This is a genomic window from Pseudomonas sp. PSPC3-2 (assembly GCF_049897085.1).
Lineage (GTDB): Bacteria > Pseudomonadota > Gammaproteobacteria > Pseudomonadales > Pseudomonadaceae > Aquipseudomonas > Aquipseudomonas paraveronii.
Genome location: NZ_JAFCVO010000003.1, coordinates 64760 through 91615, shown reverse-complemented (window position 1 = coordinate 91615; position 26856 = coordinate 64760). Strand labels below are relative to the sequence as shown.

The following is a 26856-nucleotide window of genomic DNA, read 5'->3' as shown; positions in this document are numbered from 1 at the left end:
GCCATGCTGTTGCGTTTTACCAAGATGCACGGGCTGGGCAATGACTTCATGGTCCTTGACCTGGTCAGCCAGCATGCGCACATTCTGCCCAAGCACGCTAAACAGTGGGGCGACCGCCATACCGGCATCGGTTTCGACCAGTTGCTGATCGTTGAGGCGCCCAGCAACCCGGAGGTGGATTTCCGTTACCGGATCTTCAACTCCGACGGTTCCGAAGTGGAACAGTGCGGCAACGGTGCGCGCTGCTTCGCCCGCTTTGTGCTGGACAAGCGCCTGACCGCCAAGCGGCAGATTCGCGTCGAGACCAAGAGCGGCGTGATCGAGCTGGATGTCCGCAGCGACGGCCAGATCAGCGTCAACATGGGCGCGCCACGCCTGGTGCCGGCGGATATTCCGTTCCAGGCCGCCGAGCAGGCCACCTGCTACACCGTTGACGTCGACGGCCAGGCTGTCGAATTGGCGGCCGTGTCCATGGGCAACCCCCATGCGGTGCTGCGCGTCGATGACATCAATAGCGCGCCGGTGCATGAGCTGGGGCCGAAGATCGAACATCACCCGCGCTTTCCGGCACGGGTCAATGTGGGCTTCCTGCAGGTGATCGACCGCTCCCGCGCGCAATTGCGTGTATGGGAGCGCGGCGCCGGTGAAACCCAGGCCTGCGGCACCGGTGCTTGCGCCGCTGCCGTGGCCGCGATCAGCCAGGGGTGGATGGATTCGCCGCTGCTGATCGACCTGCCCGGCGGACGCTTGTCCATCGAATGGGCAGGCCCCGGCCACCCGGTGATGATGACCGGGCCGGCCATGCGCGTATACGAAGGACAGGTCCGTCTATGAGTGAGCCAAGCAAATGACCGATAAGCCTCAAGTACCCGCACAAGCATCCCCGAGCGTCAGCCTGGAGGCCGCTGCTGTCGCGGCGTACCTTGAGGCTAATCCGGACTTCTTCGTCGAGCACGAAGAACTGCTGCCGGCCCTGCGCATCCCCCACCAGCGTGGCGATACCGTGTCGCTGGTGGAGCGGCAGATGAAGATCCTGCGCGAGCGCAACATCGAAATGCGCCATCGGCTCTCGCACTTGATGGACGTAGCCCGCGATAACGACCGCCTGTTCGACAAGACCCGGCGCCTGATTCTGACGCTGATGGACGCCACCAGCCTGGAAGAAACGGTGATCGCCGTGGAAGACAGCCTGCGCCAGGACTTCCAGGTGCCCTTCGTCAGCCTGATCCTGTTCAGCGACAACCCGATGCCGGTAGGCCGCTGGGTCAGCGGCGGCGAAGCGCAAACGGCGATTGGCGGCCTGCTTTCCGAAGGCAAGACCATCAGCGGCACCTTGCGCGAACATGAGTTGGACTTTTTGTTTGGCGCCGAGCAGCGCCAGCAGATCGGCTCTACCGCGGTGGTCGCCCTCAGCCATCAGGGCCTGCATGGGGTACTGGCCATCGCCAGCCGTGATCCTGCGCACTACAAAAGCTCGGTGGGCACGCTGTTCCTGACCTACATCGCCGAAGTGCTGGGCCGCGTACTACCGCGTTTCACCACCGCCCTGCGCGCGGTGCGCTAACCATGGAACGGCAACTGGACGCTTACTGCGCTCACCTGCGCAGCGAGCGCCAGGTGTCGCCCCACACCCTGGAAGCCTACCGACGGGACTTGAACAAGGTTCTGGCCTACTGCGAAAAGCAGCAAATCCCCAGTTGGAAAGCCCTGGATATCCAGGGGCTGCGCAGCCTGATCGCGCGCCTGCACCAGCAGGGCCAATCTTCCCGCAGCCTGGCACGCCTGCTATCGGCGGTGCGCGGCCTGTATCACTACCTCAACCGCGAAGGCCTGTGCGACCACGACCCGGCCAATGGCCTGGCCCCGCCCAAGGGCGAGCGGCGGCTGCCCAAGACTCTCGACACCGACCGCGCCCTGCAATTGCTCGATGGCGCCGTCGAGGATGATTTCCTGGCCCATCGCGACCAGGCGATCCTGGAGCTGTTCTATTCTTCGGGCCTGCGCCTGTCGGAACTGACCGGGCTGAACCTCGATCAACTCGACCTGGCCGACGGCCTGGTGCAAGTGCTCGGCAAAGGCAGCAAGACCCGCGTGCTGCCGGTGGGTAGAAAAGCCCGCGAAGCCTTGCAACTGTGGCTGCCCCTGCGCGCACTGACCAACCCGGCGGACGACGCCGTGTTTGTCAGCCAGCAGGGCCGGCGCCTGGGCCCGCGGGCGATTCAGCTGCGGGTCAAGGCGGCCGGCGAGCGCGAGCTGGGGCAGAACCTGCATCCGCACATGCTGCGGCACTCGTTTGCCAGCCATTTGCTGGAGTCGTCCCAAGACCTGCGCGCGGTGCAGGAACTGCTCGGCCACTCCGATATCAAGACCACGCAGATCTACACCCACCTGGATTTCCAACACCTGGCAACGGTGTACGACAGCGCCCATCCACGGGCCAAACGCATCAAGGGCGGCGACTCATGAGCATCAAGCTGATCACCTTCGACCTGGACGACACCCTCTGGGACAACGTACCCGTCATCATCAGCGCCGAAGCGTCAATGCGCGAATGGCTGGCCACCCATGCCGCCAAGGTCGGCGAACTGCCCCTGGAGCATTTCGCCAGCCTTCGCCAGCAGGTGTTGGAACGCCATCCCGAACTCAAACACCGCATCAGCGTGCTGCGCCACCGCGTATTGATGTACGCTTTCGAAGAAGCGGGCTACCCGCAGCCGCAAGCCGAGGAAATGGCCGATGTGTGCTTTGAAGCGTTCATTCATGCACGCCACCAGCTCACCGTATTCCCCGAAGCCGAGCCGATGCTGCAAGCGCTGCGCAAGCACTTCTTGCTGGGGGTGATCACTAACGGCAACGCGGACGTGCAGCGTGTGGGCCTGGCGGACTACTTTCACTTTGCCCTGCGCGCTGAAGACCTCGGCATCGCCAAGCCGGATGCGCGGTTGTTTCAGGAAGCGCTGCAACGTGGTGGCGTGGACGCCAGCGCAGCGGTACATGTTGGCGATCATCCGGGGGATGACATCGCGGGAGCCCAACAAGCAGGACTGCGCGCGGTGTGGTTCAACCCGACGGGCAAGGTCTGGGAGGCGGATCAACACCCGGATGCGCAGATTCGCAGCCTGACGGAGTTGCCACCGTTGCTCCGCAGTTGGCAGTAACGCTGTCGCGGCAACACCGCTGGCTCATAGACATTGTTTCAGGCATGAAAAAGCCCGCAGCGACGGCGGGCTTTTTCAGCAAGCGGGAAGCTGACCTCAAATAGGTCGGCTGCCGTACTTGTTATCCGGTTTCTTGGGCGGGTCTGCCACCACGTTGGCCTCGACTTCCTGCACTTTGCCGCCTTTAGCGAGGAACTCTTCCATCGCACGGGCCAGCGCATCGCGCTCTTTGTTCTTGGCTTCAACGCTCGGCAGCTCATCGACCGAAACTGCGGCCTTGACCTTGCCTTTGGCTGTTTTGGCAGGCGCATCATCGCCACCGTCATCGCCTTCGTCAGGAGCGTCTTCCGCTACCGCCTCCAGCTCTTCGGTATCGTCGTCCTCACCTACTTCCAGGTCGTCTTCCAGATCATCGTCGCTCATGTTCTACCTCATGACTTGCGAAAAGCAGATTAGTTATAGCCCAGCTTCGCCCTCTGTCGAAGGTCGCCGGAAAAAAAATCAACATCCACCGGATAACCAATGGCTTATGCCCCATCACCATGCAAAGTGGCGAGGACTTTACGAGCACCGCCATGATCACGGTGCTCGCCCAGATAAACACCTTGCCAGGTCCCCATCGCCAAGCGGCCGGCCTTGACCGGCAAACTCAGCTGGCAGCCCAGGAGACTGGCCTTGAAGTGCGCCGGCAGATCGTCCGGGCCTTCGTCGTTGTGTTCGAACCCGGCTCGGCCTTGCGGCACCAGCGAGTTGAAAAAACGCTCGAAGTCACGACGAACCGCCGGATCGGCATTCTCGTTGATGGTCAACGAGGCCGAGGTATGCTGCAGCCACAGATGCAACAGGCCCACGCGACACGCCTTCAATTCAGGCAAGCCGGCCAGCAACTCGTCGGTTACCAGGTGAAAGCCCCGGGGCTTGGCCCGCAGGGTAATCAGGGTCTGTTGCCACATACAGTTCTCCGCCCATCGGCGCGCATTCTAGCGCGCTCAGGGAAAAAACAAAGTGCCGAATACGCCTACATGCCTGTAAGACATTCGCATCCGGAAAAGTGCCGTGTGCGCGCCATCACATACGCAGCGCAAAAACCGGCACCACGCGTCATGACTGACAAACGTCAGACAAAAAAATGCCCGGCAAGCCGGGCATGTTTTTTTCGCCTACTTACAAGTTGTAACCGCGTTCGTTGTGTTGCGCCAGGTCGAGGCCGACAGCTTCTTCTTCGTCGGTAACCCGCAGGCCCATGACCATGTCCAGCACCTTGAGGATGATGAAGGTCACGATGGCTGTGTAGATCACAGTGAAGCCGACGCCTTTGCACTGAATCCAGACCTGTGCCGCCACATCAGTCACGGTGCCGAAGCCACCCAGTGCTGGCGCTGCAAACACACCGGTCAAGATTGCGCCGAGGATACCGCCGATACCGTGCACACCGAAGGCGTCCAGGGAGTCGTCATAGCCCAGTTTGCGTTTCAGGGTCGTGGCGCAGAAGAAGCACACCACACCCGCCGCCAGGCCGATGATCAGCGCGCCCATCGGGCCCACGGTACCGGCAGCCGGCGTAATAGCCACAAGGCCCGCCACCACACCCGAGGCGATGCCCAGGGCGCTTGGTTTACCGTGGGTGACCCACTCGGCGAACATCCAGCCCAGTGCGGCGGCGGCAGTAGCGATCTGGGTCACCAGCATCGCCATACCGGCAGTGCCGTTGGCCGCCGCTGCAGAACCGGCGTTGAAGCCGAACCAGCCGACCCACAGCATGGCCGCACCCACCAGGGTGTAACCCAGGTTGTGAGGCGCCATTGGCGTGGTCGGGAAACCTTTACGCTTGCCGAGGACCAGGCACGCTACCAGGCCAGCCACACCGGCGTTGATATGCACCACCGTACCGCCGGCGAAGTCCAGCACGCCCCAGTCACCTAGCAGCGAACCCGGACCGCCCCACACCATGTGAGCAATCGGCGCGTAGACCAGGGTGAACCAAACGCCCATGAAGATCAGCATCGCGGAGAACTTCATACGCTCGGCGAAGGCACCGACAATCAGCGCCGGGGTGATGATGGCGAAGGTCATCTGGTAGGTGATGAACACCGCCTCAGGGAACAGCGCCGCAGGGCCGGTGATGCTGGCCGGGGTCACACCTGAGAGGAACAGCTTGGACAAGCCGCCCACGAACGAGTTGAAGTTGACGACGCCCGCTTCCATACCGGTGGTATCGAACGCCATGCTGTAGCCGTAGACGAACCACAGGATGGTGATCAAGCCAGTGATGGCGAAGCACTGCATCATCACCGACAGAATATTTTTGGAGCGAACCATACCGCCGTAGAACAGCGCCAGGCCGGGAATGGTCATGAACAGCACGAGCGCGGTGGATGTGAGCATCCACGCCGTGTCACCGGAATTGAGGACTGGAGCAGCCACTTCGTCTGCCGCCAAGGCCAGGCTTGGCATTACAAAGGACAACAGGGCTCCGAGCCCTGCGAATTTACGCAGAGTCATATTGTTTTCTCCTGGGGCGTTGGGGTTTGGCGGCTTAGATTGCGTCGGTATCGGTTTCGCCGGTACGGATGCGAATAGCCTGTTCCAGATTGACCACAAAGATCTTGCCGTCACCGATCTTGCCGGTGTTGGCAGCCTTGGTTATCGCCTCGATAACCCGGTCAAGATCCTTGTCGTCAATGGCGACATCAATCTTCACCTTCGGCAGGAAATCGACCACGTACTCCGCGCCGCGATACAGCTCGGTGTGACCCTTCTGCCGCCCGAAGCCTTTGACCTCAGTAACGGTAATGCCCTGCACGCCGATCTCGGACAACGACTCGCGTACATCGTCCAACTTGAACGGCTTGATGATGGCAGTGACTAGCTTCATGAAAACTCTCTCCCGAATTGGTGGACTTGCCCCAGGAAAACAAACCCGTCTCAAGTCTAAGCGCAGCGCCTGGCTTTGTAACGCGTCGTCGCAAGAGCAATTGCCATTACGACGCCAGCGAACCACTGGTGACGAAACCTGTACCCCTGATCCGTCGGCGCACTGCATTCGTCACAGCGACTGCATCAGTGCATGGGTCATGTTCGTCTAAGCAGAAACCTTGCCAGCTCCGTAAAAATCATTGAAATCAGTCCATTGCCTAGCTGCGCCCACCTGCGGGACCCTCTGGCGAATGCAATGCGCACGAAAAGGGTGCGCCACCGTGCGCCCCCATGCGCGAAAAGCGTGCGCGTGAGTCCGTGAAAATGACTATAGACGCTGCGTGATACACTGCCCGCCAACAGTTTTCCGGAAGATTTCCCATGCTCGCGCCCAAAGACCTCCTCGACGCCCTGAGCGGCCACGCCTCCCGCCTGTTCAGCGGCGACCCCCCGCTGCCCCGCAATGAAATCGAAAGCCAGTTCAAGGCGTTGCTGCAAAGCGGCTTCAGCAAGCTCGACCTGGTCAGCCGGGAAGAATTCGACAGCCAAATGGTGGTACTGGCCCGCACCCGAGCGCGCCTGGAAAGCCTGGAGGCGAAGGTGGCGGAGTTGGAAGCGCGGTTGACCCCGGCAGCCGCTGAATAAACCCCGGTCAATGTAGGCGCTGGCTTGCCTGCGATGGGATCGACTCGGTCCCTCTGACACACCTAACCGCCTATATCGCAGGCACGCCAGCCCACACACTCGTTCTGCGTCACTCTCCGGATACGTTCTGTAAAACCTCCCCCGCCTCGCTCTTCCCCACCTCGTCTACCCTTGAAAAACCGCAGGAAGCGGCCCGCCCTTTCAAGGAATGAGCATGTCCCTCGCCATCGTCCACAGCCGCGCCCAGATCGGCGTCGAAGCCCCCGCCGTCAGCGTCGAAGTGCATATGGCCAATGGTCTGCCATCGCTCACGCTGGTGGGTTTGCCGGAAACCGCCGTCAAGGAAAGCAAGGACCGCGTGCGCAGCGCCATCCTCAATTCAGCGCTGCAATACCCGGCCCGTCGCATCACCCTCAACCTCGCACCCGCCGACCTGCCCAAGGACGGCGGGCGTTTTGACCTGGCGATTGCCCTCGGGATTCTCGCGGCAAGCGTGCAGGTGCCGGCGCTGATGCTCGATGACGTGGAGTGCCTGGGAGAATTGGCACTCTCGGGCGAGGTACGCGCGGTGAAAGGCGTGTTGCCGGCGGCGCTGGCGGCGCGCAAGGCCGGGCGCAGCGTGATCGTGCCTCGGGCGAATGCCGAAGAGGCCTGCCTGGCATCCGGGTTGAAGGTGATTGCAGTGGATCACCTGCTGCAGGTGGTGGCGCACCTGAATGGGCAAGTACCGATCGAGCCCTTCAAGTCTGACGGCTTGCTGTACTTGAACAAGCCCTACCCGGACCTCAGCGAAGTCCAGGGCCAACTCGCCGCCAAACGCGCGCTGCTGATCGCTGCGGCAGGCGCGCATAACCTATTGTTCAGCGGGCCGCCCGGCACCGGCAAGACCTTGCTCGCCAGCCGCCTGCCGGGTTTGCTACCGCCGCTGAGTGAACACGAAGCGCTGGAAGTCGCCGCGATTCAATCCGTGGTCAGCCTGGCGCCATTGAGCCATTGGCCCCACCGGCCGTTTCGCCAGCCGCACCACTCGGCCTCCGGCCCGGCGCTGGTGGGCGGCGGGTCGAAGCCGCAACCGGGGGAAATCACCCTGGCCCACCATGGGGTGCTGTTCCTGGACGAGCTGCCGGAGTTTGATCGCAAGGTGCTGGAGGTTTTGCGCGAGCCGCTGGAGTCGGGGCATATCGTGATCTCCCGCGCACGTGACCGTGTGAGTTTCCCGGCGCGCTTTCAACTGGTCGCCGCGATGAACCCCTGCCCTTGCGGTTACATGGGCGACCCCAGCGCGCGCTGTCGCTGTACGCCGGAGCAGATCCAGCGCTACCGCAACAAACTCTCCGGGCCGTTGCTGGACCGGATCGACCTGCACCTGACCGTCGCCCGCGAAATCACCGCGCTGAACCCAGCCCCGCAGCCCGGCGACAACACGTCCACCGCCTCGGCGCTGGTTGCCCAGGCACGGGAACGCCAGCATCAGCGCCAGGGCTGCGCCAATGCGTTCCTGGATCTACCGGGGTTGCGCCAGCATTGTGCGCTGTCCAAGCCGGACGAAGCCTGGCTGGAAAGCGCCTGCGAGCGCTTGACCCTGTCGCTTCGAGCAGCCCACCGCCTGCTCAAGGTCGCCCGCACTTTGGCGGATCTGGAGCGCGCCGACACTATCGGTCGCCGCCACATTGCCGAAGCCTTGCAATACCGGCCCTCGGCTTCCAGCCAAGTCGACTGCGCCAACGCTTAGACATAAAAAATCAGCGATAAACCGGGTGACGGCGGCACAGCGCAATCACCTGTTCACGCACCTGATGCGCAACGCTCTCGCTCTCCCCGCGCTCCAGGGCGTCGAGTACATCGCACAGCCAACCGGCCAGTTGCTCGCACTCGAACACGCCGAAACCGCGGGTCGTGACGGCCGGCGTGCCGATGCGCAGCCCCGAGGTGACAAAGGGTGAGCGCGGATCGTTGGGCACCGAATTCTTGTTGGCGGTGATGCCGGCGTTGCTCAGGCCCGCATCGGCGTCTTTGCCGGTGTAGGGCCGGTCGGATAGGTCGATCAGCATCATGTGGTTATCGGTGCCACCCGAGACAATCGTGTAACCGCGCCGCTGCAGCACGGCCGCCATGGCCCGCGCGTTGACCACGACCTGGGCCTGGTAGGTTTTGAACTCGGGCCTCAAGGCTTCCTTGAAGGCCACCGCCTTGGCCGCGATCTGATGCATCAACGGCCCGCCCTGAACACCCGGGAATACCGCCGAGTCGAGCTTTTTGTAAAACGCTGCGTCCTGGCCCTTGGACAAAATCAACCCGCCCCGTGGGCCACGTAAGGTCTTGTGCGTGGTGCTGGTGACCACATGGGCGTGCGGCAACGGGTCCGGGTATTCGCCAGCAGCGACCAGCCCGGCGACGTGAGCCATGTCGACCCAGAAAATCGCGCCGACCTTGTCGGCAATCACCCGCATGCGCGCCCAGTCTTTGTACCGCGAGTAGGCAGAAAACCCACCGATCAGCATCTTCGGCTGCGTTTTCACGGCAATGCGCTCCATCTCGTCGTAGTCGAGCAAGCCCGTCTGCGGATCGAGCCCATAAGGCACGATGTGGTAATGCCGGCCCGAAAAGTTGGACGGATTGCCGTGGGTCAGGTGACCGCCCTGGGCCAGGCTCATGCCCATCACCGTATCCCCGGGGTTGATCAAGGCCAGGAACACCGCAGCGTTTGCCTGGGCCCCTGCATGGGGCTGCACGTTGGCGTAATCGCAGTCGAACAGGGTCTTGACCCGTTCGATGGCCAGGCGCTCGGCCACATCGACGTATTCGCACCCGCTGTAGTAGCGCTTGCCGGGATAGCCCTCGGCGTATTTGTTGGTCAATACCGTGCTCTGGAGGCGCATGACCAGCGGGCTGGCGTAGTTTTCGGAAGCGATCAGCTCGACGTGGTCTTCCTGGCGGCGCTCCTCGTTATGAATCGCCTCACACAACTGCGGGTCGAAGGCTTCAAGCGTCAATGTTGAGTCGTACATGATGAACAGGTCCTTGCTGGGAAAATCAGGTCGTTGATCAGTGATCAGCGCTCGGCCAGTAGCAGGCATCCGGCATGGCGCGGGCGCACGCGGGCCATGTCGGCCGGGAACAGCGCCAGCGTCATCAGCCCACGAACGCGCAAGGCCGGGAACGCCGGCAGGGCCTGCAGAAAGTCCGCGACGGCGTGCGGCACCAGGCCGTATTTGCTGGCTTCCCCGGAGGTGTTCACCTGCACGAACACATCCAGTTGCCGTCCTTCAATGTGCAGGCGACGATCCAGCGCCTCGGCCCCTCGCAGGCAGCGGCGATACGTTGCTGTACGGCCGCCAGATTGCGCCGAAAATCCTCCACGCTGGTGGCCTGCGGGTAACGCCCGTGACGCGCATGCAGGGTGGCGCTGGCTTGCGCTTCGGCGCGCATCATTGGGCCGCCTCCTTGGCCATCGTCACCGCCTCGGAAACCGCCGCACGACGACGGGGCAAGCGGCCGTTGAGCAGCGCATACGCGGCCAACCCGATCAACAACCCCCAAAACGCCCCACCGATCCCCAACAGGGTGATGTTCGCGGCGCACGCCAGAAAGGTGATCAGCGCGGCTTCACGCGACCTGACGTCTGCCATCGCGTTGGCCAGGCTGGCGCCGATGGTGCCCAGCAGGGCCAAGCCGGCCAGCGTGGTGATGAACGCCGGCGGGAACGCCATGAATACGGCGGCCAGCGTCACCCCGAACACCCCGACAAGGATGTAGAACACACCAGCCGCAACCCCGGCGACCCAGCGCTTGGACGGGACCTCCGAGGCTTCCTTGCCCGTGCAGATGGCCGCCGTGATCGCCGCGACGTTGAACGCGTGCGAGCCGAACGGCGCCATCAACAGCGACCCCAGCCCGGTCACTGTCAGGATCGGGTTGGCGCTGGTCTTGAAGCCATCGTTACGCAACACCAGCATGCCCGGCATGTACTGGCCCGTTAGCGTGATCAGAAACAGCGGCAGCGCCACACTGAGCAACGCATTGAGCGAAAACTCGGGCCGGGTGAATACCGGCGCCGCCAGTTGCAGGGACAGGCCCGACAAGTCCACCCGCCCCTGCACCAGCAGGAATCCCAGCCCCAGCACCAGAATCCCGACCACGGCGTAGCGCGCAGTAAACCTCTTGAGCCCAACGTAAGCGGTGATCAGCAACCCAACCAACAAAGGGTCGAGGCTCATGCCACCAAACGCGCCGATACCGAACTGCAGCAGAATTCCCGCCAGCATGGCCGCCGCGATGCCAGGCGGAATCAGCCGGATGACTTTTTCGAAACAGCCGGACAGCCCCAGCAGCACAAACGCCACGGCTGAAACCATGTACGCGCCGACCGCCTCGGCATAAGGCGTGGCAGACAGCGCGACCACCAGAAACGCCGCAGCGGGGGTCGACCAGGCGGTGATGATCGGCTCACGGCTCACCCAACTGAGAAACAGCCCGGTCACCCCCACACCGATCGACACTGACCAGACCCACGAAGCGGTCAGCTCGGGACTCAGCCCCGCCACCTTGGCGGCCTGGAAGACCAGAATGAACGTGCCGCCATAATTGACGATGACTGAAATCAGCCCGGCCACGATGGGGTGGAACAGGTCGCGCAGGCGCAGCGACGACGGCGATATTGACGAAGACATAGGTACTTAGCTCCTTGCCAGACGAGGGGTTGAGCCTCGCGTGATCGGCCATTGGCCGGCGTGAAGGCCGTGGCGCAGGTCGAAGTCTACGGATAGACTGGCCTGCCAATACCAGCCAATTCTTCAAGGCAAGGCAGACCGCATGGCGAAAACCTTCGAGCTGGAAACCCTGCAAATGCGCCTCAACGATGCGCAATTCCAGCGGTTGGGCCTGCACCAGCGAATTCAACGTGCCCTGCGCGCCTTGATCCTCGACGGCGCGCTGGCACCCGGTCTGAAGCTGCCGGCGACGCGGGTGTTGGCGAAGTCATTGGGGATCGCGCGCGATACGGTGGAGAACGCCTACGTGCAGTTGCAGCGCGATGGTTTTATCGTGCGGCGCGAGGGCTCCGGCAGTTACGTGTGCGAGGCCATCGGCACCGAATTGCGCGGCGCCTCGCGCCGCCGCATCAAGGCGCAGGCCGTCAAAACCAGCCAGGCGGCTCCCGGTGCCGGCTTGAGCCAGCGCGGGCGGATGATCCTCGACAGCGGCGGCGTGGCCGACCAACAGGTGATCAAGGCATTTGCCACGGGCCTGCCCGAAACCCGCTCGTTCCCGACCGAGGTCTGGGAGCGCCTGCAGCGCCAGGTGATGAAGGACTATCGCAGCAGCGTGCTGTTGCACGGCGACCCGCAAGGGGCCGAATCATTACGCAAAGCCATCGCCACCTATTTGAACCTTGAGCGTGGGGCCAAGTGCTCGCCCGACCAGGTCCTGGTGCTGAGCAGTACGCGCCAGGCGCTGTTTTTGTGTGCGCAGTTGTTGGTGGACGTCGGTAAACCGATCCTGCTGGAGAACCCGGGCTACTACGGCGCCAGGAAGGCCTTCGAAACCGCCGAGGCCAAGGTCGTGCCGATCGATGTCGATGAGTGGGGCATCCGCACCGACCTGCTGCACGCCGACCGCAGCGGCGCCACGTGCGTGTATGTCACGCCCTCGCATCAATACCCGACCGGCGCCACGCTACCCCTGGAACGGCGCCTTGAGTTGATCAACTGGGCTGCGGAAAAAGGCAAATGGGTCATCGAAGACGACTACGACAGCGAGTTTCACTACGACGGCAAACCCACGGCCTGTGTGCAGGGCCTGGACAAGTATCAGCGCACGCTGTACCTCGGCACCTTCAGCAAGACCCTGTTCCCCGGCCTGCGCATGGGCTACATGGTGCTGCCCCCTGAACTGGTCAAGGCCTTCACCTACGCGCGCAGCATGATGGACGGCCACACCCCGCAGATCCTGCAACTGACGCTGGCGCGCTTTATGGAGGACGGTCATTACAACGCCCATGTCCGTGCGATGCGCAAACTCTACGCCGGGCGCCAAGCCATCATGCTCGACGCCATCGGCAAGCACCTGGGCGATGTGGTCACGGCGTGCCGGCCCCAGGGCGGGCTGCAAATCCCTTGCGTGCTGCATGAAGGTTGGTCGGAAGAAAAAACCATCCGCCAGGCCGCCAACGCGGGCGTGCAACTGGCCGGCCTCAGCCGGCTGTATGCCGGTGCCGCCACGAAACAGGGATGGCTATTGGGCTACTCGTCCTTGACCGCCCATGAAATCGAAACCGCCATGCTGCGCCTGGCGAACGCGCTCAACGCGCGCTAGCCGCTCCAGGCGCACCTTCAACGAAACCGATCGACCTCTTGGCGCAAGCCCGACGCCAGCGTCTCCAGCTCCTTGGCGGTAATCGCCAGGTTCGACACCACTTCGCGTTGCTCGCTGTTGGCCAGCGCAATGCTCTGCAGGTTGCTGCTCAGCAACGTTGCCGTGCTGCTCTGCTCCTGGGTGGCGGTGGTGATCGCGGCGAATTGCTGCCCGGCCGAGCGGCTTTGCTCGTCGATGCGTGCCAGGGCCGACGCCACGTCGGCGTTGCGTGACAGGCCTTCCTGCATCAGCGCATTGCCCTGTTCCATGGTGCTGATGGCGTTACCGGTTTCCTGCTGGATGCTTTGGATCATCCCGGAAATTTCATCGGTGGCCTGGCGGGTGCGTGAAGCGAGGTTGCGTACTTCGTCAGCGACCACGGCAAACCCACGGCCTTGCTCACCGGCGCGGGCGGCTTCGATGGCAGCGTTGAGCGCCAGCAGGTTGGTCTGTTCGGCGATCGAGGTGATCACGCCGACGATGCCGCCGATTTCCTGGGAGCGCTGGCCGAGGGTGTTAATCACCGTGGCGGTGCTGTTCAGGGAGGTGGCGATGTGCTCCAGGGACGACGACGCCTGCTCCATCGAGTTACGGCCGATGCGCGTCTGCTGGGCGTTTTCCTGGGCCAAGCGTTCGGTGTTGCCCATGTTGTCGGCGATGTTCAGCGAGGTGGCGCTGAACTCTTCCACCGCGCCGGCCATGCTGGTGATCTCGCCAGACTGCTGCTCCATGCCCTCATAAGCACCACCGGACAAACCGGACAACGCCTGAGCGCGGCCGTTGACCTCCTCGGCGGCCTTGCGGATGTGCGACACCATGGTCGACAACGCTTCACCCATCTGGTTGAAGCTGCGCGCCAGTTGGCCTATCTCGTCATGACTGGACACGTTCAGGCGCGCGCTCAAATCCCCGGCGCCCAAGGCTTCGGCCTGGCGTACCAGGTCACTCAACGGCGCCAGTTTGCTGCGCAACAACCACACCGTCGCGCCCACCGCCAGCAGCATCGCCAACAGGCTGCCGATCACCAGGCGAGTGCCCACCGACCACGTGACCGCGCGGATCTCGGCTTTCGGCATGCTCGCCACTACCGCCCAGGGGCCGCCGTCAAACGGCACCGAGACGCTGTAGAAATCTTCGTTCTTGTCGCTCCAGAAGCGGCCCTTGCCGGGGGTCTTGGCCAGGTCCAGCATCACCGCAACAGACTGGTCCGGCGCCTGCACCCCGGCCGGCGGCACCAGCCAGTGTTTCTGCTCATCGAGCAGCGCCAGCGAACCGGTCTGGCCGATGCGGAAGCGTTTGAGGTTGTCGAACTGGGCGTTCTGCGCATCGGTGTAATCGAAGCCGATGAACAGCACCGCGATAACCTTGCCGCTGGCGTCGCGCACCGGGCTGTACTGGGTCATGTAGGAGCGATCGAACAGCACGGCGCGGCCTATATAGGTCTGTCCGCCGACCACCCGCGAGTAGGCCGGCCCCTGGCGATCCAGCACGGTGCCGATGGCACGGCTGCCGTCCTGCTTGGTCAAGGAGGTGCTGATACGGATAAAGTCATCGCCGCTGCGCACGAACACCGTGGCCACGCCGCCGGACATCTGCTTGAACTCGTCGACGCCATCGAAGTTGTTGTTCAGCAGCACCTTGCCCAGGTACAGGCTCGGGGTTTGCACACCGGCCACGGCGATCGGCTGATCTGCCTGCACACTCAAGCCGGCGCTGAAGCGCTTTTCAAACAGCCCGCTCAAACGCTGGGTGCTCTCGCGCAAGGTGCCGTGGAACGTACTGAGTTGGTCGGCCAGCAGGCGCGCCTCGCTGGCCAGGTGTTCTTCCCGGGTATCGAGGTTGGCGGAGTCGAGGGAACGCAAGGCAAAAACAGTACTGCCGCTGATAACGACAGCCAGAATCACGGCTAACGCGAGGCCTAACTGGGAGGCGATCCGAGCACGAGGTTGAGACATGACAGCTCCTGGCCGAGGCCAGGATCATCCTGATCTCATAGCGTTGCTCGGCAAATTATCTAGTGAGATTCGTTGGTGCACGACAATTCCAACACACCTACTTCGGCGGACGCTGGCAATACTTGAGCGAAACGCAAACGATTGCTAGCTCACGCTGAAGCGCTTCAATCGAGACGTTCGACGACGGGCAAGACCATGGCCTGCACTTCGCCTTGCAGAAACTCCGCCAGCCGGCGCAGGCGCTCGCCGCCCGGGCGGGTTTTCGGCCACACCAGGTAATAATTTTCCCCACTGGCGACAGCGGTTGGCCACGGCAGGCTCAGGCGCCCTTGAGCCACGTCTTCGGCGACCATCAGCAGATCGCCCATGGACACGCCATAACCCCGTGCGGCGGCGATCATGCCCAATTCCAGGGTATCGAACACCTGCCCGCCCTTGAGCGACACCTGGGCAGACAGCCCCATGCGCTCCAGCCAGCTACGCCAGTCGCGGCGATCGGGCGTGGGGTGCAGCAACTCGGCGCTGGCCAGGCGATTGACGTCCCACGGGCCGTCGCTCAACAAGTTGGGCGCACCGACTGGAATCAACAGTTCCGGGAACAGGTAACTGGCGTCCCAATCCGCCGGAAAGTGCCCGTCGCTCAACAGCACTGCGCAGTCGAAAGGCTCTTGGTTGAAATCCACTTCATCCACGCTCATCCATGCGCTGGTGAGCTGCACTTCGTTGCCCGGCTGCAAATGCCGGAAACGACTGAGCCGCGCCAGCAGCCAGCGCATGGTCAGGGTCGAGGGGGCCTTCATGCGCAAAATGTCATCTTCGGCGTTGAGGGTATGACAGGCCCGCTCCAACGCGGCAAAGCCCTCACGCACCCCAGGTAACAGCAGGCGCGCGGCCTCGGTGAGCTGCAGGTTGCGGCCGCTGCGCTGGAACAGGCGGCAGGCGAAATGCTCTTCAAGGGTGCGGATATGCCGGCTCACCGCACTTTGAGTGATGGACAGTTCCTGCGCTGCACGGGTGAAGGAGTTGTGCCGGGAAGCGGCTTCAAAGGCCCGCAGGGCATAAAGCGGAGGAAGACGACGAGACATAAGGAAAGCTCCGACAGCACAATGCCGAAACCCTACCAGAATCAATCAAGCATGAGTTTTAATCATGCGAGCAATCGCTTTTATCCCTTTGTGCAATGGGCTGAGAGCGCCGAGAATCAGCTGTTCCGAACCTTCCGAGAATTTGAGCGTGATGATCATCCAACATCCGGCACGTACCGAACTCTGGGCCATTCTGCGGCTGGCGGGGCCGCTGATTGCCTCACAGTTGGCGCACATGCTGATGGTGCTGACCGACACCCTGATGATGGCCCGCCTAAGCCCCGAGGCCCTGGCCGGCGGTGGCCTGGGCGCGGCGAGCTACTCGTTCGTGGCGATTTTCTGCATCGGCGTGATTGCTGCCGTGGGCACCCTGGTCGCCATCCGCCACGGCGCGGGCGACATCGACGGTGCCACCCGCCTGACCCAGGCCGGGCTGTGGCTAGCCTGGCTGATGGCCCTGGCGGCGGCGGTGCTGCTGTGGAACCTCAAGCCGGTGCTGCTGATGTTCGGCCAGACCGAGACCAACGTGGACGCGGCAGGACAATTCCTGACCATCCTGCCGTTCGCCCTGCCCGGCTATCTGAGCTTCATGGCCTTGCGCGGCTTCACCAGCGCCATCGGCAAGGCCACACCGGTGATGGTGATCAGCCTCGGCGGCACGCTGGTCAACTACCTGCTCAACCACGCGTTGATCGAGGGCATGTTCGGTCTGCCAAAACTCGGCTTGATGGGCATCGGCCTGGTTACGGCCATCGTCGCCAATGGGATGGCGCTGGCGCTGATGGGGTATATCCGCAGCAACCGTGCGTACTCGGCCTACCCGCTGAGCGCAGGCCTGTTGCGTCTGAACACCCAGTACTTGCGCGAGTTATGGCGCCTGGGCCTGCCGATTGGCGGCACCTACGCGGTGGAAGTCGGGTTGTTTGCCTTTGCAGCGCTGTGCATGGGCACCATGGGCAGTACGCAATTGGCGGCGCATCAGATCGCGCTGCAAATCGTCTCGGTGGCGTTCATGGTGCCAGCGGGGATGTCCTACGCGGTGACCATGCGCATCGGCCAGCACTATGGCGCCGGGCAACTGCTGCAGGCGCGCATGGCCGGGCGTGTCGGCATCGGCTTTGGCGCGGCGGTGATGTTGGGATTTGCCGCGGTGCTGTGGCTGTATTCCGATCCACTGATCGGGCTATTCCTCGACCATAACGACCCGGCATTCCACGAGGTGATCGTGCTCGCCGTCAGCCTGCTGGCCGTGGCGGCCTGGTTCGAACTGTTCGACGGCGTGCAGACCATCGCCATGGGCGGCATCCGTGGGCTCAAGGACGCCAAGACCACCTTTCTGGTGGGCCTGGGTTGCTATTGGCTGATCGGTGCGCCGGCGGCCTGGATGATGGCCTTCACCCTGGGTTGGGGGCCAACCGGCGTGTGGTGGGGCCTCGCGCTGGGCCTGGCCTGCGCGGCGGTGAGCCTGACCTGGGCGTTTGAGGCGAAGATCAAGCGCATGATTCGGCACGAGCCAGACGCTCAACGCTCATTCCATGCCGCGCAGACCGACTAGAAGTCTTGCGCGGTTGAAATGTGGGAGCGGGTTGGCAAATAGAGGATGAGCTAGCCCAATAAAGCCTGCTGGTCCTTGCCAAACGTCAGGTAGTCCACCAGCTCCGGCAACGGCAGCGGCTTGCTGATCAGGTACCCCTGGGCCTGGTCGCAACCAAACAAACGCAACAGCGCCAACTGCTCCGCGGTTTCTACGCCTTCGGCCACCACTTCCAGATTCAGGTTGTGGGCCAGGTTGATCATGGCGTGAACCAGCTTGCGGTTTTCTTCGCGCTCTTCCATGCCGCCGACAAAACTCTTGTCGATTTTCAACAAGGCGATCGGCAGGCTATTGAGGTGTACGAACGATGAGAAACCAGTGCCGAAGTCGTCGAGGGAAAAGCGCACACCGAGGCGACCGAGGGCGTCCATGGTCTGCTTGACCAAATCACTGCGGCGCATCACGGCGGTTTCGGTCAGCTCGAATTCCAGCCATTGCGCATCCACCCCGCGCTCGGTAATCAGCCGGCTGAGGGTCGAAAGCAATTGGCTGTCCTGGAACTGGCGAAACGACAGGTTGACCGCCATATGCAGCGGCGGCAGGCCGCGTTCGCGCAGGTCCTGCATGTCGCGCAGGGCCCGGGAAATCACCCAGTAACCCAGCGGAACAATCAGCCCACTCTGTTCGGCCAGGGGCACGAATTCGCTGGGCGGCAACAGGCCGCGCTCGCCGTGGCGCCAACGCACCAGCGCTTCGAGACCGACGATATGGCCGTCGTCCAGGTCGAGGCGGGGTTGGTAATGCAGTTCCAGCTCGTCGCGACGCAGCGCTCGGCGCAATTCACTTTCCAGGTCGGCCAGGCTGCGGGCGTTGCGGTTGATGCGCTCGTTGAAGATATGAAAGGTGCAGCCCTGGGTGCCCTTGGCTTGCTGCATGGCGATATGGGCATGCCACATCAGCGGGTCGGCGCCGGCACGCGCGCGGGCATGCGCGACGCCCAGGCTGCAGCCGATCAGCAGGCTTTCGCCATCCACCCAATACGGTTCAGCCATGGCTTCGGTGATGCGCTCGGCCATCCATTCGGCACGCTGGGGTGCGCGGCGGGTGTCGATCAGCAAGGCAAACTCATCGCTGCCCAGGCGTGCCAACTGGTCGCCGGCTTCGAGCTGGCTCTTGAGCCGCGAGACCACTTGCAGGATCAACCGGTCGCCGGCCTGGTGGCCGAGGGCATCGTTGGCGTGGCGGAAGTTGTCGAGGTCCAGGTGACCCAGGGCCAGGCCGCGACCCTCGTTGTCGGCCAGGCGCGCAGCCAGCAGGGTCTGGAAGCCCTGGCGGTTGGCGATGCCGGTCAGCGGGTCTTGTTCGGCCAGGCGCTGCAGGGTATTTTCCAACACACCGCGCTCGCGCACATGGCGCAGGCAGCGGCGCAGGGTCGCGGTGTCCATGGCATGACGGACCAGCCAGTCACTGACCCCCAGGGGCGCCACCAGTGGCTCCAGTTCCAGCAACAACACGCACGGCAAGCTGCACCGCCCCGGGCCGGGTTGCAGGTTGGGCGTGGTCAACAGCACGGCGCTGTGGTCGTCCTCGAACAGACGACTCACCGAGTCCCAGTTGGGCGCACTGATCAGCACCGCCCCATCGCCCATCGGCACCAGGCACTCGCGCAACAATGCTGCCCACTCAGGCGCATCGGCCAGCAGCAGCAAACGCAAGGGTTCGACAGGCGTAGACAAGCTAGCTCCCTAGACTCTGCAAGATTTCGTTGGCGGCGGGCATTATGACGTGCGGCCTAGCAACCACCAATGATAATGTTTATCAAATACAAACCATGCGCACAATAGTCGCAAATACCCGCACATCCTGCGGCAAAGTAACAAAAGCGGCAAATTTAGATCGAGTGGTACGTCACACCGTCGATCCAAGGCAGCAGAATCTTGCCAGCCTGTTAAAATGCCCGCCCTTTTGAACAATGACTCCCTGAACTCTGTATGTCCCGACTCAATCCCCGGCAGCAAGAAGCCGTGAACTACGTCGGCGGCCCTCTATTGGTGCTCGCCGGTGCTGGCTCCGGCAAGACCAGCGTGATCACCCGCAAGATCGCGCACCTGATCCAGAACTGCGGCATCCGCGCCCAGTACATCGTCGCCATGACCTTTACCAACAAGGCGGCGCGGGAAATGAAAGAGCGTGTCGCCACCCTGCTCAAGGGTGGCGAAGGCCGTGGCCTCACTGTGTGTACCTTCCACAACCTGGGGCTGAACATCATCCGCAAGGAGCATGTGCGACTGGGCTACAAGCCAGGCTTCTCGATCTTCGACGAGACCGACGTCAAGGCCCTGATGACCGACATCATGCAGAAGGAATACGCGGGCGACGATGGCGTCGACGAGATCAAGAACATGATCGGCGCGTGGAAAAACGACCTGGTCCTGCCCGCCGAAGCCCTGGAAAACGCGCGCAACCCCAAGGAACAGACCGCCGCCATCGTCTACACCCACTACCAGCGCACGCTCAAGGCGTTCAACGCGGTGGACTTCGACGACCTGATCCTGCAGCCGGTCAAGCTGTTCCAGGAACACGCCGACATCCTCGAAAAGTGGCAGAACAAGGTGCGCTACCTGCTGGTGGACGAATACCAGGACACCAACGCCAGCCAGTACCTGCTGGTGAAGTTGCTGATCGGCAAGCGCAACCAGTTCACCGTGGTGGGTGACGACGACCAGTCGATCTACGCCTGGCGCGGTGCACGCCCGGAAAACCTGATGCTGCTCAAGGTCGACTACCCGTCCTTGAAAGTGGTGATGCTGGAGCAGAACTACCGCTCCACCAGCCGTATCCTGCGCTGCGCCAACGTGCTGATCTCGAACAACCCCCACGAGTTTGAAAAACAACTGTGGAGCGAGATGGGCCACGGCGATGAGATCCGCGTGATCCGCTGCCGCAACGAAGACGCCGAAGCCGAGCGCGTGGCCGTCGAACTGCTGACCCTGCACCTGCGCACCGACCGGCCCTACAGTGACTTTGCGATCCTGTATCGCGGGAACTACCAGGCCAAGTTGATCGAGCTGAAGCTGCAGCACCACCAGATTCCGTATCGTCTGTCGGGCGGCAACAGCTTTTTCGGACGCCAGGAAGTGAAAGACCTGATGGCCTACTTCCGGCTGATCGTGAACCCGGATGATGACAACGCCTTCCTGCGGGTGATCAACGTCCCACGCAGGGAAATCGGTTCGACGACGCTTGAGAAACTCGGCAACTACGCCACCGAACGCAAGATCTCGATGTACGCCGCCACCGACGAAATCGGCCTGGGCGAACACCTGGACACGCGCTTCACCGATCGCCTGTCGCGCTTCAAGCGCTTCATGGACAAAGTGCGCGAGCAGTGCGCCGGCGAAGACCCGATCAGCGCCCTGCGCAGCATGGTCATGGACATCGACTATGAAAACTGGCTACGCACCAACAGTTCCAGCGACAAGGCCGCGGATTACCGCATGGGCAACGTCTGGTTCCTGATCGAAGCGCTGAAGAACACCCTGGAAAAAGACGAAGACGGCGAAATGACCGTCGAAGACGCCATCGGCAAGCTGGTGCTACGCGACATGCTCGAGCGCCAGCAGGAAGAGGAAGACGGCGCCGAAGGTGTACAGATGATGACCTTGCATGCGTCCAAGGGCCTGGAATTTCCCTACGTGTTCATCATGGGCATGGAAGAGGAAATCCTCCCGCACCGCTCCAGCATCGAAGCCGACACCATCGAGGAAGAACGGCGCCTGGCCTACGTGGGCATTACCCGCGCGCGTCAGACACTGGCCTTCACCTTTGCCGCCAAGCGCAAGCAATACGGCGAAATCATCGATTGTGCCCCCAGCCGGTTCCTCGACGAACTGCCGCCGGACGACCTGGCCTGGGAAGGCAATGACGACACCCCGACCGAGGTGAAGGCCGTTCGCGGCAACACCGCCCTGGCGGATATACGCGCGATGTTAAAGCGCTAGAATTGACTATTTTTTAATCTACTTTCGGCGCACTGCGCGCCATTAGAGGAAGCGTTCCGTGGAAGCACTGCACAAGAAAATTCGCGAAGAAGGCGTCGTGCTTTCCGATCAGGTACTCAAGGTCGACGCCTTTCTGAACCACCAGATCGACCCGGCGCTGATGAAACTGATCGGCGACGAATTCGCCGCGCTGTTCAAAGATTCGGGCATCACCAAGATCGTCACCATCGAAGCCTCGGGGATAGCCCCGGCGATCATGACCGGCCTGAACCTCGGCGTGCCGGTAATCTTCGCCCGTAAGCAGCAGTCCCTGACCCTGACCGAAAACCTGCTGTCGGCGACGGTGTATTCCTTCACCAAGAAAGTCGAAAGCACCGTGGCGATCTCGCCGCGCCACCTGACCAGCAGCGACCGCGTACTGATCATCGATGACTTCCTGGCCAACGGCAAAGCATCCCAGGCGCTGATCTCGATCATCAAACAGGCCGGCGCCACCGTTGCCGGCGTGGGGATTGTGATCGAGAAGTCGTTCCAGGGTGGGCGTGCCGAACTGGATGCGCAGGGTTATCGGGTTGAGTCGCTGGCGCGGGTGAAATCGCTGAGCGGTGGTGTCGTCACCTTCATCGAGTAATTTGCTACACAGCAAATACCAGGTGAGCACGGATCAAAATGTGGGAGGGGCGGTGCGACGATTCGACTTGCCCCCGATAGCGGTGTATCAGTCACCAAATGTGTTGGCTGACCCACTGCTATCGGGGGCAAGTCGAATCGTCGCACCGCCCCTCTCACATTTAGTGCACGGTGGCCTGGAGGCCGGCGAGCAACAGCCGCTGATACACGTCCTCCTTCAAACCTTCAGGCTTATCCAACCGCATCCGCTTCAGATGCTCTGGAAACGCCTCCGGCTCCGGTGCATCCAGCGCCGCCTTGCCCAAGTCGAAAATCTCGCTCAGCTTGAATTTGCTCTTGAGCCAGTTCAACGCCCGCAACAGATCCCGCTCCTCATCCGTGAAGTCAGTGCCCAGCGGATACTCCGGAAACAATCGGCGATGCCGTGCCTGAAGGGCCTGAAGCCGCTCCGGAGTATTGTCGGTAAAGCGCGGGTCCAGCTGGAAATCCTGGGGTAACTTGCCAGCCTTTTGCGCCTGCTCGATCAAGTCGCCCTGGAACCTGGAGTCGGTGATGTTGAGCAACGCCTCGATCACCTTGGCGTCGGTCTGACCGCGCAAGTCGGCAATTCCGTATTCGGTGATCACAATGTCCCGCAGGTGCCGTGGGATGGTGCAATGGCCGTACTCCCAAACGATATTGGAACTGACCTCTCCCCCCGCTTCGCGCCAACTGCGCAGCATCAGGATCGAGCGCGCGCCTTCCAGCGCGTGGCCCTGGGCAACGAAGTTGTACTGCCCGCCCACGCCACTGAGCACGTGGCCACCTTCCAGTTGGTCGGCAACCCCGGCGCCGAGCAAGGTCACCACGATCGCGCTGTTGATAAACCGCGCATCCAGACGCTGCAAACGCTTGAGTTCTTCCTGCCCGCACAGCTCGTTGATGTAACTGATGCGCGTCATGTTGAATGCCTGACGCTTGGCGAGCGGCATGTCCTGCAAACGTTGGTAGAAACTGCGCGGGCCAACGAAAAAACCGCCATGGATCGAAATGCCGTCGGGCTGTGCCGCGTCATCGAGCAGGCCTGCATTCGCCTGTTCCTGGGTCGCCACATCCGGGTAGACCTTGCGCCGCACAATCCCGGCATCGGCCAATACCAGCAGGCCGTTGACGAACATTTCGCTGCAACCATAAAGGCCTTTGGCGAAGGGCTCGACGCCGCCTTCACGGCTGATCAGCGGCGCCCACTGGTACACATCGAGGTCGGTCAGCAGCAGCCGATAGGCTTCGTTATCCGCCTGACGCGCGAGCAAGGCGGCGGTCAGCGCATCGCCCATCGAACCAATCCCGATCTGCAAGGTGCCGCCATCACGCACCAGCGTGCTGGCATGCAGGCCGATAAAGTGGTCCTGGAAGCCCACCGGCATATTCGGCGTGGAGAACAGCGTGGTGCTGTCCTTTTCATCGAGCAGGTAGTCGAATTCATCCATGCCCAGCTCCGAATCACCGGGCATGTAGGGCAGATCGGTGTGGACCTGGCCGACAATCAGCACGGTTTCCCCGGCGGCGCGGCGCTTGGCGATCATCGGCAGCAGGTCGAGGGTGATATCGGGGTTGCAGCTCAGGCTCAGCCGGTCGGGGTGTTCGGCGCTGCTGGCCACCAGTTGCGCCACCAGGTTCAGGCCCGCGGCGTAGATATCGCGCGCGGCGTGGCTGTAGTTACTGCTGACGTAGTCCTGTTGCGCTGATTGGCTGTGAAGCAGGCTGCCTGGCTGCATGAAAAATTGCTGTACGTGGATATTTTTTGGAAGACTGTCTTTATGCAGAGCGGCGAGGAAATCCAGCTCGGGATAGTCGCCAAACACCCGTTCGGTAAACGGTTCCAGGAAGCGCTTCTGTAAGCCATCGCCCAACGCCGGGCGACCCAGGCTCAATGCGGTGTAGATCGTCAGCGCCCGCTCCGGCAGCTTGGCGATACGGCGGTACAGCGCATTAACGAACAAATTGGGCTTGCCCAGGCCCAGAGGCAAGCCCATGTGGATATGCGCCGGCAAGCGCGCAAGTACGTCGTCAACGGCTTGCTCGATTGAACATAACTGCACCATCCGACCCTCCTGAACATTTCGTGATTAGGGGTTGGACAGAGAGTGGCGGGTCTTTGCTGCAAAGAACAGCCTCTAAACATAAATCGAGGGCACAAAAAAGCCGCTCGTAAGCGGCATTTTTGACGAAGATCGCTGGATTACAACCCGGACATCTTCTTGATTGCGCCCTTCAGATCAGCATCCGAGCAATCAGCACACGTGCCTTTTGGCGGCATGGAATTGATACCCGTGATCGCCTTGGCCAGGATGCCGTCGAGGCCGCCCTGGTGGTCGGCGCGGTCTTTCCAGGCGGCGGTGTCGCCGATTTTCGGGGCGCCCAACAGGCCGGTTTGGTGGCACGCACTGCAGTGCTTGGTGATGATCTCATCCGGTGTTTTTGCACCGCCGCCGCCCGCTGTTACGGCGACTTCCATCCCTTTGCACTCCTGTCCCTGCACACACACTTGGCCAACAGGCTCCAGGCGCTTGGCAATGTCATCATTGGTCGCAGCTTGAGCGCTGACAGCCCAAAGGGCCAGTACGGTTGCTGGTGCAGCCAGCATTTTCATAATTAGGTTCACGCGTTCACCCTCAATGGTGGCTATTCACGCCTGCGGCCACGGTTTCGCAGGCGGCGAAAGTATAACGGTTAGCCCGCTTGGCTGAAACAACCCTATTAAGCAAAGGGAGATTCAGTTTCACGGAATACAGCTGCGGGTGTCTCTGCAATGCTGGCAGGACGCCTCTTCTGTCAAAAATTCGCGGGTGTGGCTGCGCTGATTAGTCGCGCCGGCATATCGAACGGATTGCGAAAACGATGGGGCTTGGTGCTTTCAAAGTAGTAGCTATCGCCGGCTTCGAGCACAAAAATTTCAAGACCGACCACCAACTCCAGGCGACCTTCCACCAAAATCCCGGTTTCCTCGCCTTCATGGGTGAGCATTTCTACGCCGGTGTCAGCGCCAGGCGGGTAAATTTCGTTGAGAAACGTGATCGCCCGGCTCGGATGTGCGCGCCCCACCAGTTTCATGGTGACGGCGCCGTCGGAGATGTCGATCAGCTCGTTGGCTTTATAGACGATCTGGGTCGGTATTTCCTCGAGGATTTCCTCGGAAAAGAACTCGACCATCGACATAGGGATGCCGCCCAGCACCTTGCGCAAGGAACTGATGGAAGGGCTGACACTGTTCTTTTCGATCATCGAAATGGTGCTGTTGGTGACACCCGCACGCTTGGCGAGCTCACGCTGGGAAAGACCCTTCAGCTTACGGATGGATTGCAGTCGTTCGCCGACGTCCAATGCGGGAGCCTCCTAGGATTCAGGCTTTGTTGTAATTGAGCGTTATCATGGCGACAGCGTTCAGTATTTACAACACTTGAGCCTAAATCCTCGCCAGCTCCGTTCGTAACGGCCGATCAAGCGCCGGAATAGAGCCTTGGCACGCGGTGCAGGTTGCAGAATATCTGGTAAGGGATGGTCTCGGCGGCGACTGCGATGTCACTGGCGAGGATGTTCTTGCCCCACAACTCCACGGTGGAACCGAGGCCGGCCTGGGGCACGTCGGTGAGGTCGATGCACAGCATGTCCATGGATACGCGGCCCAGTAACTGGCTGCGCTGCCCCGCCACCAACACCGGCGTACCGGTGGGCGCGTGACGCGGATAACCGTCGGCATAACCCATCGCAACCACGCCGATGCGCATCGGTTTGGGCGTGATGAACTTGGCGCCGTAGCCTACCGGCTCGCCGGCCGGCAATTCGCGCACGCAGATGACTTTCGACTCCAGGGTCATCACCGGCTGCAAGCGTGCGGCGATGGCCTGGTCTTCACCAAACGGCGTCGCGCCGTACAACATGATGCCCGGGCGCACCCAGTCGCTGGACACATTCGGCCAGCCCATCACCGAGGGTGAATTGCGCAGGCTGACCTCAGCCGACAAGCCCTGGCGCGCTGCCTCGAACACCGCTACTTGTTCATTACTGCGCACGCAATCGAGTTCATCGGCGCGGGCGAAGTGGCTCATCAACACAATCTTCGCCACCTTGCCGCTGGCCAGCAGGCGCTGGTACGCCTCGTGGTAATCCTTGGGATGCAGGCCGACGCGGTGCATGCCCGAATCCAGCTTGAGCCAGAGGGTCAGTGGCTTGCTCAACTTGGCCTGTTCGATCGCCTCCAGTTGCCACAGCGAATGCACCACGCACCAGAAATCATGCTCGATGATCAGCGGCAGCTCGTCGGCTTCGAAAAACCCTTCCAGCAGCAACACCGGCGCGCGGATGCCGGCGGCCCGCAGCTCCAACGCTTCCTCGATACACGCCACGGCAAAACCATCGGCCTCGGCTTCCAGTGCCTGGGCCACGCGCACGGCACCATGGCCGTAGGCATCGGCCTTGACCACGGCGAGGGCCTTGGCCCCCGTGACTTCACGGGCCAATTGGTAGTTGTTGCGCAGGGCTTGGAGGTCGATCAGGGCACGGGCTGGACGCATGGCGGCAGGCTTCTAGGCGGCAGAGTGA

The 26856-nt window shown here is 62.1% G+C and carries 23 protein-coding genes and 1 pseudogene; 10 read left to right on the top strand and 14 right to left on the bottom strand.

All coding sequences use genetic code 11. The features are described 5' to 3' along the window. Positions 1–3 precede the first annotated feature (3 nt). The 4 genes from dapF to ACP7CJ_RS07065 are packed head-to-tail and all read left to right on the top strand — an operon-like array spanning position 4 to position 3158. Complete coding sequence (gene dapF / locus ACP7CJ_RS07080) at positions 4–834, top strand: diaminopimelate epimerase (RefSeq protein WP_276195412.1); 831 nt, start codon at positions 4–6, stop codon at positions 832–834. A 13-nt stretch (positions 835–847) separates the two neighbouring features. Continuing rightward, positions 848–1564: a DUF484 family protein gene (locus ACP7CJ_RS07075; RefSeq protein WP_426099915.1), complete on the top strand. Its 717-nt coding sequence runs from the start codon at positions 848–850 to the stop codon at positions 1562–1564. Positions 1565–1566: 2 nt separating this feature from the next. Further along, positions 1567–2466: a tyrosine recombinase XerC gene (gene xerC / locus ACP7CJ_RS07070; protein ID WP_046381665.1), complete on the top strand. Its 900-nt coding sequence runs from the start codon at positions 1567–1569 to the stop codon at positions 2464–2466. Then, positions 2463–3158 (top strand): HAD family hydrolase, encoded by a 696-nt coding sequence (locus ACP7CJ_RS07065; RefSeq protein ID WP_426099914.1) that lies wholly within the window; start codon positions 2463–2465, stop codon positions 3156–3158. Before xerC ends, ACP7CJ_RS07065 begins: the two co-directional genes overlap by 4 nt. A 96-nt stretch (positions 3159–3254) precedes the next feature. Here the strand turns inward: ACP7CJ_RS07065 and sutA are convergent, their stop codons facing one another. From sutA to glnK, 4 genes are all read right to left on the bottom strand, one after another. Next, positions 3255–3581, bottom strand: a complete 327-nt coding sequence (gene sutA, locus ACP7CJ_RS07060) for a transcriptional regulator SutA (protein WP_247406754.1) — start codon at positions 3579–3581, stop codon at positions 3255–3257. Between the two features lie 104 nt (positions 3582–3685). Next, entirely contained in the window at positions 3686–4111 is a 426-nt protein-coding gene (locus tag ACP7CJ_RS07055) for a secondary thiamine-phosphate synthase enzyme YjbQ (RefSeq protein ID WP_017845176.1), read from the bottom strand. A gap of 211 nt (positions 4112–4322) precedes the next feature. Beyond that, entirely contained in the window at positions 4323–5660 is a 1338-nt protein-coding gene (locus ACP7CJ_RS07050; RefSeq protein ID WP_276195415.1) for an ammonium transporter, read from the bottom strand. A gap of 34 nt (positions 5661–5694) precedes the next feature. Then, a complete protein-coding gene (glnK, locus tag ACP7CJ_RS07045; protein WP_002555808.1) occupies positions 5695–6033 on the bottom strand; it encodes a P-II family nitrogen regulator in 339 nt (112 codons plus the stop codon). 422 nt (positions 6034–6455) lie between these two features. Here glnK and ACP7CJ_RS07040 point away from each other — a divergent pair, with 422 nt between their 5' ends. Together ACP7CJ_RS07040 and ACP7CJ_RS07035 are read left to right on the top strand one after the other, a co-directional pair. Then, complete coding sequence (locus tag ACP7CJ_RS07040) at positions 6456–6719, top strand: accessory factor UbiK family protein (protein ID WP_426099913.1); 264 nt, start codon at positions 6456–6458, stop codon at positions 6717–6719. 214 nt (positions 6720–6933) lie between these two features. Beyond that, positions 6934–8451 (top strand): YifB family Mg chelatase-like AAA ATPase, encoded by a 1518-nt coding sequence (locus ACP7CJ_RS07035; protein ID WP_276195427.1) that lies wholly within the window; start codon positions 6934–6936, stop codon positions 8449–8451. A gap of 10 nt (positions 8452–8461) precedes the next feature. Here the strand turns inward: ACP7CJ_RS07035 and glyA are convergent, their stop codons facing one another. The 3 genes and pseudogenes from glyA to ACP7CJ_RS07020 form a co-directional block, all read right to left on the bottom strand. Beyond that, positions 8462–9727: a serine hydroxymethyltransferase gene (gene glyA / locus ACP7CJ_RS07030; RefSeq protein WP_426099912.1), complete on the bottom strand. Its 1266-nt coding sequence runs from the start codon at positions 9725–9727 to the stop codon at positions 8462–8464. An 80-nt stretch (positions 9728–9807) separates the two neighbouring features. Beyond that, a pseudogene (locus ACP7CJ_RS07025) lies at positions 9808–10151 on the bottom strand (alanine racemase); the annotation flags it as partial. After that, positions 10148–11389 carry a benzoate/H(+) symporter BenE family transporter gene (locus ACP7CJ_RS07020; RefSeq protein WP_426099911.1) on the bottom strand — a complete coding sequence of 414 codons (1242 nt, stop codon included), beginning with the start codon at positions 11387–11389 and terminating at the stop codon, positions 10148–10150. The pseudogene ACP7CJ_RS07025 and the gene ACP7CJ_RS07020, both read right to left, overlap by 4 nt. A 142-nt stretch (positions 11390–11531) precedes the next feature. Between ACP7CJ_RS07020 and ACP7CJ_RS07015 the strand changes: the two genes are divergently transcribed. Next, positions 11532–13031 carry a PLP-dependent aminotransferase family protein gene (locus ACP7CJ_RS07015; protein WP_276195430.1) on the top strand — a complete coding sequence of 500 codons (1500 nt, stop codon included), beginning with the start codon at positions 11532–11534 and terminating at the stop codon, positions 13029–13031. A gap of 17 nt (positions 13032–13048) precedes the next feature. On the opposite strand, the gene ACP7CJ_RS07010 is transcribed toward ACP7CJ_RS07015, so the two are convergent. Together ACP7CJ_RS07010 and ACP7CJ_RS07005 are read right to left on the bottom strand one after the other, a co-directional pair. After that, the gene (locus ACP7CJ_RS07010; protein ID WP_276195431.1) at positions 13049–15025 is read right to left on the bottom strand and encodes a methyl-accepting chemotaxis protein; all 1977 of its coding nucleotides are present in this window, start codon (positions 15023–15025) and stop codon (positions 13049–13051) included. Positions 15026–15189: 164 nt separating this feature from the next. Beyond that, positions 15190–16110 (bottom strand): LysR substrate-binding domain-containing protein, encoded by a 921-nt coding sequence (locus tag ACP7CJ_RS07005; protein ID WP_276195432.1) that lies wholly within the window; start codon positions 16108–16110, stop codon positions 15190–15192. Between the two features lie 151 nt (positions 16111–16261). On the opposite strand from ACP7CJ_RS07005, the gene ACP7CJ_RS07000 reads away from it, so the two are divergent. Continuing rightward, positions 16262–17665 (top strand): NorM family multidrug efflux MATE transporter, encoded by a 1404-nt coding sequence (locus ACP7CJ_RS07000; RefSeq protein ID WP_426100008.1) that lies wholly within the window; start codon positions 16262–16264, stop codon positions 17663–17665. A 50-nt stretch (positions 17666–17715) separates the two neighbouring features. Here the strand turns inward: ACP7CJ_RS07000 and ACP7CJ_RS06995 are convergent, their stop codons facing one another. Beyond that, positions 17716–19380: a putative bifunctional diguanylate cyclase/phosphodiesterase gene (locus tag ACP7CJ_RS06995; RefSeq protein WP_276195434.1), complete on the bottom strand. Its 1665-nt coding sequence runs from the start codon at positions 19378–19380 to the stop codon at positions 17716–17718. A 255-nt stretch (positions 19381–19635) separates the two neighbouring features. Here ACP7CJ_RS06995 and rep point away from each other — a divergent pair, with 255 nt between their 5' ends. Together rep and ACP7CJ_RS06985 are read left to right on the top strand one after the other, a co-directional pair. Continuing rightward, a complete protein-coding gene (rep, locus tag ACP7CJ_RS06990; protein ID WP_276195435.1) occupies positions 19636–21645 on the top strand; it encodes a DNA helicase Rep in 2010 nt (669 codons plus the stop codon). A gap of 58 nt (positions 21646–21703) precedes the next feature. Then, positions 21704–22276, top strand: a complete 573-nt coding sequence (locus tag ACP7CJ_RS06985) for a xanthine phosphoribosyltransferase (protein WP_276195436.1) — start codon at positions 21704–21706, stop codon at positions 22274–22276. 160 nt (positions 22277–22436) lie between these two features. Here the strand turns inward: ACP7CJ_RS06985 and ACP7CJ_RS06980 are convergent, their stop codons facing one another. The 4 genes from ACP7CJ_RS06980 to alr all read right to left on the bottom strand — a co-directional run bounded on the left by ACP7CJ_RS06980 (position 22437) and on the right by alr (position 26828). After that, a complete protein-coding gene (locus ACP7CJ_RS06980) occupies positions 22437–24359 on the bottom strand; it encodes an acetyl-CoA hydrolase/transferase C-terminal domain-containing protein (RefSeq protein WP_426099910.1) in 1923 nt (640 codons plus the stop codon). Positions 24360–24496: 137 nt separating this feature from the next. Continuing rightward, entirely contained in the window at positions 24497–24907 is a 411-nt protein-coding gene (locus ACP7CJ_RS06975; protein ID WP_247401985.1) for a c-type cytochrome, read from the bottom strand. Between the two features lie 182 nt (positions 24908–25089). Beyond that, positions 25090–25638 (bottom strand): cupin domain-containing protein, encoded by a 549-nt coding sequence (locus ACP7CJ_RS06970; protein ID WP_276195438.1) that lies wholly within the window; start codon positions 25636–25638, stop codon positions 25090–25092. 116 nt (positions 25639–25754) lie between these two features. After that, entirely contained in the window at positions 25755–26828 is a 1074-nt protein-coding gene (alr, locus tag ACP7CJ_RS06965) for an alanine racemase (RefSeq protein ID WP_426099909.1), read from the bottom strand. Positions 26829–26856 lie beyond the last annotated feature (28 nt).